This window comes from Ensifer sp. R1-3, from assembly GCF_056739175.1.
This window is the reverse complement of sequence record NZ_CP096515.1, coordinates 403475-416468: the sequence shown is the minus strand read 5'-3', so window position 1 is coordinate 416468 and position 12994 is coordinate 403475. Positions and strand designations below refer to the sequence as shown.

Genomic DNA, 12994 nt, shown 5'->3' with positions numbered 1-12994 from the left:
TTTGCCCGCTATGTAGGCGAATTATGGTGGCGGGGCAACGTCAAAGGCCCTTGCCCCAACGCTGCCCCGCCGCTCCCTCCATGCGAATTGCGCCCCCGATCAGCCCCGCCCGGCAGCGTCTGCGATCCCCTTCGCGCATTTGAATTCCGTCGGCCCCGCCGCCTGGATCAAATCCGCCAGTTCGGCTTTGCCCGAGAGGTCGCCCGAGAGCCCTATCGTCAGGCCGGTGATCACGTCGCGGCCGTTCACCGACTGGCAACGCATGCGCACCCGGTCTCCGGCCCCCGCCCCGAAGCCCTGGTCGAAGGCCTGCTTGATCTGTTTTTCGTCAAGTTCCTTGCCGATCCCGTCTGCAAAGAGCGCACGCACAGCCGAACGGTTGAGCTCGTCCAGAAGCCGGAGCTGCAGCGCGAAGTAGTCCTCGGCATTTGCCGTCTGGCAGGTACCGTTGCGCAGCCATTGGTGCCGGTCCAGGCCGGACTTGACACCCGGCATGGCGACGAGCAGGCGCTTGGCCGTCTCGTCCCCCATGTCGACTTCCGGCAGTTCCAGCCAGTCTCCCTTGCGGTCGCGCGCTTTCAGATCCGCTTCCACGCCGCAATAGCTCTTCTTGAGCGGCCATAGGCCATGAAGCGAGAAATTCGTCGCATCGAAGCGCTCCGCAGTCTGGCCGACGCATTCCTTGCGATCGGGCCGCGTCTCGCAGAATCCCGGCTGCCAGCTGACGGCGAGCACATATTCCGTCCTCCCCCCGCCGGTTTCGCCCTCGCTCGCCGAACTCTCCTGAGCCGCCGCGAGGGGCGCATTCGCCAACCCCAGCGCCAGCGCCGCCAACCTCATCAGATGCATCATCGCCCTTGTCTTCATTGCCCCAAACCCTCTAAAGGAAAACAAAACAGGAACAAATAACCCCATATACGGGAAAATTGCAACCCTGAATCGGTATCCGCGGATTCGTTGTGATCTCATGCGCAACGAGCAACAAGCTGCGATTGCCTTTCCCACCCAAATCGATTTGATATCCGTACGGCATCCGCAAGTGGGGGAGAGCGCATGGCATGTTCGGGCAGGTGAGGACGCATCAAAGCCCGACCGGCGCGACACTCGGCTGGCGCCATGTCGGCGCGTCAGGCGAACCGCAAGGCATTCTCGTCATCAGCCACGGCCTTGCCGAGCATTCCGGCCGCTATGCCCGCTTTGCCGAAACCATGGCCACCCAAGGTTTCCACGTTTACGCCCATGACCACCGCGGCCACGGCACGAGCTGTGCCCCCGATGCGCCTCCCGCCATGTTCGCCCAGCGGGAAGGTGCGGCGAAGGTCGTCACGGACCTGCGCGCACTCCGCGATATGGCAGCGGCCGCTCATCCAGGCCTGCCGGTCGTGCTGTTCGGCCATTCGATGGGGGGACTGATCGCGCTGAACGCCGCCGAAACCGATCCGGACCTCTACGACGCGCTCGCTGTGTGGAACTCCAATTTCCGGCCGGGCCTTGCCGGGCGCGGCGGCCAGTTGCTGCTGGCGATCGAGAAGATGCTGAAGGGTTCGGACGTGCCAAGTCCGCTCGTGACGAAACTCACCTTCGGCGCCTGGAGCACCACCATCGCCGACCGGCAGACCGATTTCGACTGGCTCTCGCGCGATGAAAGCGAGGTCGCCAGATATATCGAAGATCCGCACTGCGGTTTCGACCCGACCGTATCGCTGTGGCTCGACGTCTTCGCCTTCGCCTTCGCCGGTGCCCGCCCCGACCGGCTGTCGCGGCTGCCGTCGAGCCTTCCGGTACACCTCGTCGGCGGCGGCGCCGATCCTTCCACCCTCAACGGAGAGGCCGTTCGCTGGCTGGGCAACCGCATGAAAGCGCGGGGCATGACGAATGTCACGATCGCAATTCACGAGGGCATGCGCCACGAAACGCTCAACGAGATCGGCCGGGAAAAAGCGACGGAGGAATTCGCCGCCTGGTGCCTTAAGGCAGTCCGGGGAAAGCGCCACGGTCAATGAGCGAGCTCTCCCTTTCCAAGGCTGCAATCGACCACAACCGGATTTCCTACGGCCTGACGCTGATGGTCCTTTCGGTGTTGCTGTCGCCGCTGATCGACATCTTCTCGAAGCTAGCCATCGCGACGGTTCCCTCGGCCGAGATCACGGCGGCACGCTTCCTGCTGCAGATCGTCTTCATCCTGCCGATCGTCCTTGTGCGCGGTACGCTCTTCGATCTCACATGGCGCAAGAGTGCGCTGCATGCGCTGCGCGGCGGCCTTCTGGTGGTGACCATGCTTTCCTTCATCACCACGCTGAAGGTCATGGAGGTGGCCGATGCCATCGCCATCTTCTTCGTTGAACCGATCATCCTCACTATTCTAGGCAGCATCTTCCTGAAGGAGACGATCGGCTGGCGCCGTTATACCGCCTGCGCTGTCGGCTTCCTCGGTTCGCTGCTCGTGATCCAGCCGAGCATGCAGGAAGTTGGTCTGGTCGCACTTCTTCCGATCGTCGCCGCCTTCGGCCTCGCCGTTTTCCTGCTCGTGACGCGCATGGTCGCGCAGAACGAGGACCCCTGGTCGATGCAGTTCCATGCCGGCATCTGGGGAGGCCTCTTCTGTCTCGCGCTGCTCTGGTTCGGCGAGGGCAGCGGATCGAGCGTCTTCGATCCGGTCTGGCCGGACGGGCGCGCATGGTACTACCTGCTCGGGGTCGGCGTCACCGCGACGATCTCCGGCGTGCTCGGCGTCTATGCCTATCGGGCGGCGCCGGCCTCGGTGCTCGCGCCGCTGCAATATCTCGAGATCGTCTCGGCGACGATTTTCGGCTGGCTCGTCTTCGGCGATCTGCCGGACGCGCTGAAATGGCTGGGCATCGCGATCATCATCGGCTCAGGACTTTATATCATCTGGCGCGAGCGGCAGGTGCAGAAAACGGCTGGTATCGCGCCGGTGTCGCCGGCGATTTGACATCGGCAAAACAGGACAGCATTGGGAGGTGCATATGAAAACGGGCGGACAACTGGTGGTGGAGGCGCTTGCCGCAAACGGGGTGAAGCGCATCTCCTGCGTTCCGGGAGAAAGCTATCTGGCGGTGCTTGATGCGCTTTACGACGCCGACATCGAGATCGTCGTCTGCCGGCAGGAGGGCGGGGCCGCAATGATGGCGGATGCCTGGGGCCGCCTGACGGGCGAGCCCGGCATCTGCATGGTCACCCGCGGCCCCGGCGCGACCAATGCCTCCGCCGGCCTCCACGTGGCCCGGCAGGATTCGGTTCCGATGATCCTCTTCATCGGCCAGGTGCAGCGCGAAGCCCGCGAGCGGGAGGCTTTTCAGGAGATCGAGTATCGCCGGGCCTTCACCGAAGTCGCAAAATGGGTCGGCGAAATCGACGATCCGGCGCGCATCCCGGAATTCGTGACGCGTGCCTTCGCCGTCGCGACGTCCGGCCGTCCCGGGCCTGTGGTCCTGACCTTGCCGGAAGACATGCTGACACAGAGCACCGAGGCACCGGCCGCCCGCGCTTACCAGCCGGTGGAAAGCCACCCGGGCCCAAGCCAGATTGCCAAGCTTGCAGAGCTTCTCTCCACCGCGAAAAGGCCGATCGCCATTCTCGGCGGTACCCGCTGGTCCGCCGAGTCCGTGGCCGGGTTCCAGAGCTTCGCCGAGCGCTGGCAGCTGCCGGTCGGCTGCTCCTTCCGCCGCCAGATGCTTTTCGACCACCTGCATCCGAACTACGCGGGCGATGTCGGCATCGGCATCAATCCGTCGCTGGCAGGCGAGATCCGGGAAGCCGACCTCGTCCTCCTCGTCGGCGGGCGGTTCTCGGAGATGCCTTCCTCCGGCTACACGCTGATCGACGTCCCCTACCCCAGGCAGACCCTGGTGCATGTCCATCCGGATCCGGGCGAGCTCGGCCGGGTCTACCGTCCGGACCTCGCAATTGCCGCGAGCCCGCGCGACTTCGTCGCCGCGCTCTCGAGCCTGACGCCTTCAGCCGAGCCCCACTGGTCCGCCCGCACCGGAGAAATGCATGCGGCCTATCTCAAATGGTCGACGCCGCCGGAAAAGGGACCGGGCGACGTCCAGATGGGACCGATCGTGAACTGGCTGGAGGCGAATACGGGGCCGGAGACGATCTTCACCAACGGCGCAGGCAATTACGCCACCTGGCTCCATCGCTTCCACCGTTTCCGCCGTTACGGGACGCAGGCTGCTCCCGCTTCCGGCTCGATGGGCTACGGCCTGCCGGCCGCAGTCGCGGCCAAGCATCTGCATCCCGATCGCGAGGTGGTCTGCTTTGCCGGCGACGGCTGTTTCCTGATGCATGGCCAGGAGTTCGCGACCGCCGTCCGCTATGAACTCCCGATCATCGCGCTCGTCGTCAACAACGGTATCTACGGTACGATCCGCATGCACCAGGAGCGCGAATATCCCGGCCGTGTCAGCGCCACGGATCTGACGAACCCGGACTTCGCAGCGCTCGCCCGCGCCTATGGCGGCCACGGCGAAACGGTGGCGAGGACGGAAGAATTCGCAGACGCCTTCCTGCGGGCGCGTGAGAGCGGCAAGCCTGCCATCATCGAGATCAAGCTCGACCCGGAAGCGATCACGCCGACGCGGACGCTGAGCGAGATCCGGAACGGGTAGGATGGGGCCGCCGTAATGCGGCGCTCAGCGGAATTCTCGAAAGCCCCTCATCCGCCTGCCGGCACCTTCTCCCCGCAAGCGGGGCGAAGGGACAAGCGGCAAGCTCCCAGCCCCGTCTCCGCCCTCTAGAAGAAGAGGACGAAGCAGTGTCCGCTTGTTCCTTCTCCCCGTAAAACGGGGAGAAGGTGCCGGCAGGCGGATGAGGGGCAGAGGCGGCCCGATCAAACCACTGCGTTCGACGTGTCTGCATCTCGAGATCATGCGTGATCTCGGCCGTCTTCGCGAGCATCGCGGTAGGCCTGCCAACCTCCTCAGTGCTCGAGGGATGAGAGAGAGATCGCAATCCGTGAGATGATTCGCGGAGCGAAGCCCTCGTCACAACCGTTTTCGGCGCCTCAGCCCCGAATGTGCAGTGTCTGCTGATAGACTGCGGTAGAGCGGGCGCCGGAGCGGCAATAGCCAAGCATCGGGCGCTGGAATTCGTCGAGAGCGTCGACCATGCTCTTGACCGCGTCCGCGGTCACGCCCATCGGGCCGACCGGGATATGGGTGATCTCCAGCCCGAGTTCCTGGGCACGCGCGGCGATGGCGTCGAAGGTCGGCTGATCGGGTGCCTCGAAATCCGGGCGATGACAGACGATGGACTTGAAGCCGAGCGCCTTGATCTCGTCGAGGTCGTCGACGGTGATCTGGCCCGAAACCGAGTACTCATCGTTGATCTGGCGAATGTCCATGTGGCGTCCCTCAAGAAAAGCGTTGCCCTGATTTAGGCCCGGCGCCGGGCGGCGTCAATCGAGAAGGCGTCATCAGGAGACGGTGAAAGCCAGGCTATAATCGCGCGATTGGCCAGGTTGAAGAGGATCGAGCTCCCCGTTTGCGGCAAGCTGCGGCCGCTTCGCCAGGCGATGCGAGGCCGGCTCGATGCTGACGACGTTGGCGCCGCCGCGCTGACAACGCCACATCTGCAGGAACGGCAGCGTGTCGGTCCGGAACCGCACGCGCAGTGCGCGCCCCTTAAGACCCGGCATTGCGGTCAGCGCCACCTCCGACCATCCGTCACAGGCAACGGCCGGACGGCAGAAATGCGCGCTTTCCCCCTCGCCGAAGCGCCAGGGAAGCGATCCGCCGTCGACCGACGGACTTTCGATCCGCGTTTCCTCGCCGAGCAGCCGGCCGGCGATGTTCATGTGATACATCATCATCGGCGCAAAGGCAGACGAACCGATGTTGATGACGCGGTCCGCAAGCGTCACGGCGTGCGCGGCCGCATCGACTTGCCAGAGGCGCTCGATAGCCGCCCGGCCGCCGCAGGCGAGATCGACTTCGGTGACGGCAGTACAACGATCGCCCGCACCGCACATCTCGGTCCGGCTGACGGGCGTTCCGGCGAGCGAGCCATGCAGGGGATAATATGCGCCGGCGCCGCCTTCCAGAGCCTCGGGATGTCGAATGTGCTCGGGACCGCAGGTAAACAGGAAACCCGCGAGCGCGCGGTCGATGCGCGGATCGCCGTCCGAGGGGATCGCCGCGCCCGGCGACAGATCGACACCGGCGACGACGAAGGCCGCGACATCGAGTGCCGAGGACGGGTCGAACAGGAGGTGGCTCGCCGCGCCATCGGCCGCGTTCAAGGTCGTCCGCATTTCACCTCCAGAGAAGGAGCCCGGAATCAGGCAGGGAATCCATGATAGTCGAAGCCTCGGAACCGGGCCATTTCGGCGAGCGTTGCAATGGGCAGGATGTTGGCCTAACTAATTTAACCGGCTGTTCATGATGAATTCACTTTTTTCACATTAACGTCCAAATCGGTATGTACCGCCGCAAAGCAACCGCCATGAAGACAGGTTCCCTAGTGACGCCCGCGACCCGCACCGGCCTTTCGCTCTTCGCAGCACTCGCCCTCATGGCCATGGAGCTTGCGCCCGCCAACGCACAGGATGCCTATGGTGGCTATTGGGGCGGCGGCGACGTGATGCTCGTCACGCCTGAAGGCGACATTCTCGACTATATCCCCGGAGAGGCCGAGGTTCATGCCATGCGCGACCGCCGCGGACGCACGGTGCTCGTGGATCCGTGGGGCAATATCGTCGCCACCGTCGTGCCGAATGACGGCTATGGTCGCGGACAGCGGCGCCGCGAATACGGGCGCGATGGCTATCCCGAGCCCCGCGATCGCGGTTACGGCTATTCCGAGCCCGGCGAGTTTACCGGCGCCATCCCCGAATATCGCGATATTGCGCCCGCTCCGGTCGAGCGCGAGGATCTGCCCAACAGCCTTCCCTCGCTCTCCGATCGCGAGGAGGCTGCCTACGATCCGCAATACGATGACCCGCTGGCACAGCCGATGCCGCCGGCCATGACGGTGACGGGAAAGTCGCGCGCTGAGATCGCTGCCCTGCAGGTCTTCCTCGACCGCGAGGGCTTTTCTCCCGGCGTGATCGACGGCAAGATGGGCTCGAACGTCACCAAGGCCATCGAAGCCTGGCAGCAGGCAACGGGTGAAACGCTCGATCCGAACAATACCGAAGACATTTTGGAGCGGCTGCGCTTCAACGGCGGCTTGCCGATCACGACCTACACGATCACCGCCGCGGATGCGGCCGGCCCCTTTGTCGCCTCCATCCCGGAAGATTACGCCCACAAGGCGCAGCTTCCGCATCTGTCCTTCACGTCCGTGACGGAGATGCTCGGCGAGAAGTTCCACATGGACGAGGCGTATCTGCGCGAGCTCAATCCCGGTGTCGATTTTTCAATTCCCGGCACTACGATCAAGGTCGTCAATCCCGGCCCGAACAAGAAGGGCAAGGTGGCGCGCATCGTCGCGGACAAGGCCCGCAAGCAGGTGCTCGCCTATGACGAGGCGGGGAAACTGATCGCCGCCTATCCGTCCACCATCGGTTCCTCCGACACGCCGTCGCCTTCCGGTACGGTGCATGTCGAGCGTATCGCCTTCGATCCTGGTTATACCTACAACCCGAAGATCAACTTCCAGCAGGGCGCGAACGACAGGATCCTGCAATTGCAACCGGGTCCGAACGGCCCGGTGGGCACCGTCTGGATCGCGCTGTCGAAGCCGACCTACGGCATTCACGGGACACCGGAGCCGTCGAAGATCGGCAAGACCCAGAGCCATGGCTGCGTCCGCCTGACCAACTGGGACGCGACCGAACTCGGCAAGATGGTGAGCACCGGCGTCACGGTCGAATTCGTCGACTGAGGCACGACAATCAGCCAAGCGTGCCGCGTCAATGCGGTTGATCGCGACGCGCTTGAGCTGCTTCGAAGGCCATACCCCCCTGCCGGTCGCAGCAGCCTCATGACGTCATGAAACATTGTCATGAAAAACTCCGCCGCATTGCCTTTATCACAGACGAAACACCCCTGACCTTAAGGAACTGTCCGCGATGGCAACGGAGCGTGCTCTCCCCAATCTCTGGCATGCGACGGCACCGGCCGCTCCGCGCACCGCTCCGCTAGCAGGCGACCTGACGGTCGAGGTGGCGATCGTCGGAGGTGGTTTCACGGGCCTTTCGGCCGCACTTCATCTGGCGGAGACGGGCATCAGGACTGCGGTGATCGAAGCGCGGATGATCGGCTTCGGCGGTTCGGGCCGCAATGTCGGCCTCGTCAATGCCGGCATGTGGGTGCAGCCGGACGACCTGATCGCAACGCTCGGAGCAGCGGCGGGCAACCGGCTTCTCGACGAACTCGGCGACGGCCCGTCATTCGTCTACGATCTCGTTGCGAAACATGGAATCGAATGCGAAGCCGTTCGCAACGGCACGCTGCATATGTCGGTCGGCGCGGAAGGGCTCAAGGAAATCCGGGAGCGCGAGGCGCAATGGAAAAAGCGCGGTGCTCCGGTCGAGGTGCTTTCGGCTGAAAAGGCGCACGCGCTTTCAGGAGCCGAGGGCTTCACCGGCGCACTGCTCGACCGCCGCGCCGGAACGATACAGCCGCTCGCCTATGCGCGAGGATTGGCCCGTGCAGCGCTTGCCGCCGGCGCCGAAATCTTCACCGATACCCCCCTCCTTGCAGCCAGCCGCCAAGGCGATCTCTGGAAGTTGAAGACCCCGCGGGGAACGGTAACGGCCCGTCACGTCATTCTTGCGACCAACGCCTATGGGAGCCTTGTCACCGGCGTCCCATGGAAGGAGTACCGGCAGGAACTCACGATCCTTCCCTATTTCCAGTTCGCGACCAATCCACTGCCCGACAACGTGGCCGCGCGGATATTGCCCGAACGCCAGGGAGCCTGGGACACGGGGCTGGTGATGACCTCCTTCCGCATGGACCGGCAGAACCGGCTGATTTTCGGCTCGATCGGCAGGCTGGATGCGATCGCCGCAGGCACGCACCGGGCCTTCGCCGCGCGCTCGGTGCGCAAACTCTTTCCTTATATCGGGGACTTCCGCTTCGAGCACTGGTGGGACGGCCGCATCGGCATGACGACCAACAATCTGCCAGCCATGCATGTGCTCGCTCCCAACGTCGTATCGATCAGCGGTTATAACGGCCGAGGGATCGCGCCGGGCACCGTCTTCGGGCGGGCGCTTGCCCGCCACGTCACCGGCGATACGTCCGCGATACCGCTTGCGGAGACGCCGGTCACGCCGGATCCGTGGCGGACTCTGAAGTCCGCCTTCTACCACGCCGGCGCCCAGGCGAAACACTTCATCGACAAACGGTTCTGAACGGCAACCGCCCTTCGCGAGCGATCGCTACGCCGCCCGCGGCAAAGCCGAGCGCAGGCGGGACATCAGGGCGCGGCGTGCGGTCACGGGGAGCAGGTTTTGCACCTCGGCGGCAAGCGCGTATGCGTTTTCGCGCGCCTTGTCGAGATTGCTGACCCGGTTCGGGTCCATCATCTGCAGGGTGCCGCCGCACTCGAAGATTTCGCGATAGGCAACACGCTCCACGATCGGCGTATCGAGGACCGAAACGCCGCGCGAGGCGAGCAGCGCCTTGATCGTCTGCAGCGCCCGCGTCGTCACCAGCGAATTGACGCGCGTCAAGACGACCGAGTGGTTGATGCGCACCCTCGCCTTCTCGCCGATATGGCGGATAAGTTCAAGAATCTGTACGGCGCCACGCGCGTCCATGGCGCAGCCCTGAACCGGTATCAGCACATGATCGGACAGCCCCAGCGCCAACGCGACGATCGCGTCCTTGGCGCCGGCGAGATCGATGACGATGAAATCGGCCTCACCCTTGAGCTCGCGGATATGACAGGGAAGCGAAGCCGGAGTGACGTGCGAAATCACCTCGAGATTGGCCACACGGCCGGACACTTCGGACCAGCTCGTGATCCAGCGCTGCGGATCGGCGTCCAGTACCACGACGCGATTCCCCTGCCTCGCCAGTTCCGTCGACAGGATCAGCGCCGCGGTCGTCTTTCCCGCACCGCCCTTTGCATTGGCGAATGTGATGACCGCCATTTCTCTCACCTCGTCCTTGCTCGTTTCCGGTCCGCCCAGCTTTGCCCGACGCGCGGTTTTCTTAATAGAACCTTGCAGAACATGGTTAACGAAATGGAAACTTTTGGCCCCCAAAAGTTAACCGGAGGGCGCATTTTCCATTGAAGGGCAACGAAAAAGCCCGGAAAACATGGATTTTCCGGGCTTGAAAAAATTAACGACGGCTCCCGTCAAATGCATTCTGCGAAGAGCTTTTTCGCGGCATCGAGCGTCAGTTCGACGGGATTGCCGCCGGCCGTCGGATCGACGATCGCCATCTCGGCCATCTCGTCGATACGGTCCGTGCCGACCCCGAGTGCGGAAAGTTTGTCCGGTACGCCGAGTTCCTCCCGGAGCCGCAGCACATAGTCGTAGAAACCGTCGAAGCCGCCCGCAATGCCGAGATAGGCGGCGGCGCGACCGATCTTTTCCTCGATCGCGGAGCGGTTGAACCGCAGGACCGGGGGCATCACCACGGCGTTGGTCATGCCGTGATGGGTGTTGTAGATCGCGCCGACGGGATGCGACAGCGAGTGGATCGCGCCGAGCCCCTTCTGGAACGCGACCGCCCCCATCGCCGCCGCGCTCATCATATTGGCACGGGCTTCGAGGTCCGCTCCATCCTTATAGGCGCGCGGCAGGTATTCCTTGACGAGCCGCATGCCCTCGAGCGCGATCCCGGCCGACATCGGGTGATAGAAGGGGGACGAATAGGCTTCGAGGCAATGGGCAAAGGCGTCCATGCCCGTGCCGGCGGTGATCACCTTGGGCATGCCGACCGTGAGTTCCGGATCGCAGATCGTGACGCCAGGCAGAAACTTCGGATGGAAGATCACCTTCTTCACGTGACTTGCCGAATTGGTGATGACGCTGGCGCGCCCCACTTCGGACCCGGTACCGGCGGTCGTCGGAACGGCGACGATCGGCGCGATACCTTCGACGCTCGCGCGGGTCCACCAGTCGCCGATATCCTCGAAATCCCAGACCGGCCGCGTCTGGCCGGCCATGAAGGCGACGCACTTGCCGAGGTCGAGGCCCGAGCCGCCGCCGAAGGCGACGACGCCGTCATGGCCGCCGTCACGGAACGCTTTCATGCCGGCTTCGAGGTTCCTGTCGTTGGGGTTCGGATCGACGTCCGCGAAGATCGCGCGTCCGAGGCCACCCGCTTCCAGAATATCGAGCGCCTGCTGCGTGATCGCCATCGGGGCAAGTCCGCGATCCGTTACGAGCAGCGGCTTCTTGATTCCGAGCGCCTTGCAGTGGTCGGCAAGCTCCTTGATCCGGCCGGCGCCGAATTTGACGGCGGTCGGATAGCTCCAGTTGGCGGCGATGGTCATGCGGTTACTTTCCTCAGGTGATAGGATTTCGGGCGGGTAAGGTTGTGGAAGCCCAGCACCGAGAGCGAGCCGCCCCGGCCGGTCTCCTTGACGCCGGTCCAGCACAGCGCCGGATCGAGATAGTCGGCGCGATTCATGAAAACCGTGCCGGTTTCGAGCTCACGCCCGATCCGTGCGGCGCGCTCCGCATCCTTCGTCCAGAGCGACGCGGTGAGACCGTACCGGCTGTCGTTCATCAATTCGATCGCCTCGGCGTCGCTCTTCACCTTCATGATGCCCACGGCCGGCCCGAAGGTCTCCTCGCGCATGAACTCCATGGAATGATCGACATCGACAAGGACCTGCGGCGCGAGATAGGCACCGCCATCGTCCTGCGGGAAGAGCTTCGGGTCGATCAGCGCCTTGGCACCCTTGGAGATCGCATCGGCGACCTGATTGCGCACGGTTGCCGCAAAGCGCTTGTTGGCCATCGGACCGAGCGTCGTCTCGGGATCGAGCGGATTGCCAAGCTTGTAATTGGAAACCCAGGCGACCGATTTCTCGACAAAGGCGTCATAGAGCGATTCATGCACATAGATGCGCTCGATGCCGCAGCAGCACTGGCCGGAATTGTAGGTCGCGCCGTCCATCAGCGTGTCGACGGCCGCGTCGAGGTCGGCATCCTCCATCACATAGCCCGGATCCTTGCCGCCGAGCTCGAGCCCCAGGCCGGTGAAGGTGCCGGCCGCCGCCCGCTCGATCGACCGGCCGCCTTCGACCGATCCGGTAAAGTTGATGAAGTCGAAGCTCTTGGCGGCAATCAGCGCCGCCGTCGTATCGTGATCCAGGAACAGATTCTGGAAAACGTCCGCCGGAACGCCCGCCTCTATGAAGGCGCGCACCATGCGCTCGCCGACGAGGATCGTCTGGCTGGCGTGCTTGAGGATCACGGTATTGCCGGCCATCAGCGCCGGCGCGACCGTGTTGATCGCGGTCATATAGGGATAGTTCCACGGAGCGATGACGAAGACGACGCCATGCGGCTCGCGCGCGATGCGCCGCTCGAAGCGGTCGCTCTCCTCCACGACGAGCGGCTTCAGCGCGTCGGCCGCGATCGAGGCTACGTAATTGGAGCGCTCGTTGAATCCCTTGAATTCGCCGCCATAGCGCACCGGCCGGCCCATCTGCCAGGCGAGTTCCGGCACCACCTCGTCGACCATTTCGTTGAGGCGTGCGACGCCGGCAAGCACCAGCTTCACACGCTCATCGAGCGGGCGCCTGGCCCAGGCCTTCTGCGCGAGGCGCGCATGTGCCACGGCCTGCCTCGCCATCTCCAGCGGTATTGCCGGGCGCTCGGCATAAACCTCGCCGTCGACCGGCGAAACACATCGGATCATCGTCATGATCGTCTTCCTGTTCTCATTTCACAATGAATTCCCCTCCCCAACCCCTCCCCACAAGGGGGAGGGACTTAACCTGCGGCACCGCTCCGCACAGTAATTCGGCCATGCCACTTGTGGAGGCATCGGCTTTCGGTAGGAGGGTGCCGCAACGTAGCCCCTCCCCCTTGTGGGGAGGGGTTGGGGAG

At 64.0% G+C, this 12994-nt stretch carries 11 protein-coding genes; 5 read left to right on the top strand and 6 right to left on the bottom strand.

The window, feature by feature from the left end:
• Positions 1–99: 99 nt before the first annotated feature.
• Positions 100–867 (bottom strand): ribonuclease T2, encoded by a 768-nt coding sequence (locus M1D43_RS02025; protein WP_027993162.1) that lies wholly within the window; start codon positions 865–867, stop codon positions 100–102.
• A gap of 191 nt (positions 868–1058) precedes the next feature.
• Between M1D43_RS02025 and M1D43_RS02020 the strand changes: the two genes are divergently transcribed.
• From M1D43_RS02020 to M1D43_RS02010, 3 genes are read left to right on the top strand one after another with little or no spacing between them, the layout of a single operon-like run.
• The gene (locus tag M1D43_RS02020; RefSeq protein WP_153313809.1) at positions 1059–2003 is read left to right on the top strand and encodes an alpha/beta fold hydrolase; all 945 of its coding nucleotides are present in this window, start codon (positions 1059–1061) and stop codon (positions 2001–2003) included.
• Entirely contained in the window at positions 2000–2953 is a 954-nt protein-coding gene (locus tag M1D43_RS02015) for a DMT family transporter (RefSeq protein WP_010969767.1), read from the top strand. Before M1D43_RS02020 ends, M1D43_RS02015 begins: the two co-directional genes overlap by 4 nt.
• Before the next feature lie 34 nt (positions 2954–2987).
• Entirely contained in the window at positions 2988–4634 is a 1647-nt protein-coding gene (locus M1D43_RS02010; RefSeq protein WP_153313808.1) for a thiamine pyrophosphate-binding protein, read from the top strand.
• A 395-nt stretch (positions 4635–5029) separates the two neighbouring features.
• On the opposite strand, the gene M1D43_RS02005 is transcribed toward M1D43_RS02010, so the two are convergent.
• The gene (locus tag M1D43_RS02005) at positions 5030–5368 is read right to left on the bottom strand and encodes a protein tyrosine phosphatase family protein (protein ID WP_010969769.1); all 339 of its coding nucleotides are present in this window, start codon (positions 5366–5368) and stop codon (positions 5030–5032) included.
• Between the two features lie 72 nt (positions 5369–5440).
• Complete coding sequence (locus M1D43_RS02000; RefSeq protein WP_027993165.1) at positions 5441–6277, bottom strand: DUF4432 family protein; 837 nt, start codon at positions 6275–6277, stop codon at positions 5441–5443.
• Between the two features lie 167 nt (positions 6278–6444).
• Between M1D43_RS02000 and M1D43_RS01995 the strand changes: the two genes are divergently transcribed.
• Together M1D43_RS01995 and M1D43_RS01990 are read left to right on the top strand one after the other, a co-directional pair.
• A complete protein-coding gene (locus M1D43_RS01995) occupies positions 6445–7851 on the top strand; it encodes a L,D-transpeptidase family protein (protein ID WP_013844647.1) in 1407 nt (468 codons plus the stop codon).
• Between the two features lie 187 nt (positions 7852–8038).
• Positions 8039–9328, top strand: a complete 1290-nt coding sequence (locus M1D43_RS01990) for an NAD(P)/FAD-dependent oxidoreductase (RefSeq protein ID WP_153313807.1) — start codon at positions 8039–8041, stop codon at positions 9326–9328.
• 27 nt (positions 9329–9355) lie between these two features.
• Here M1D43_RS01990 and M1D43_RS01985 read toward each other — a convergent pair whose 3' ends face one another.
• The 3 genes from M1D43_RS01985 to M1D43_RS01975 all read right to left on the bottom strand — a co-directional run bounded on the left by M1D43_RS01985 (position 9356) and on the right by M1D43_RS01975 (position 12809).
• A complete protein-coding gene (locus M1D43_RS01985; protein WP_003529183.1) occupies positions 9356–10072 on the bottom strand; it encodes an AAA family ATPase in 717 nt (238 codons plus the stop codon).
• Positions 10073–10281: 209 nt separating this feature from the next.
• On the bottom strand, positions 10282–11427 hold the full coding sequence (locus tag M1D43_RS01980; protein ID WP_153313806.1) for an iron-containing alcohol dehydrogenase: 1146 nt from the start codon (positions 11425–11427) through the stop codon (positions 10282–10284).
• Complete coding sequence (locus M1D43_RS01975; protein ID WP_153313805.1) at positions 11424–12809, bottom strand: aldehyde dehydrogenase family protein; 1386 nt, start codon at positions 12807–12809, stop codon at positions 11424–11426. The genes M1D43_RS01980 and M1D43_RS01975 overlap by 4 nt, the downstream gene beginning before the upstream one ends.
• Positions 12810–12994 lie beyond the last annotated feature (185 nt).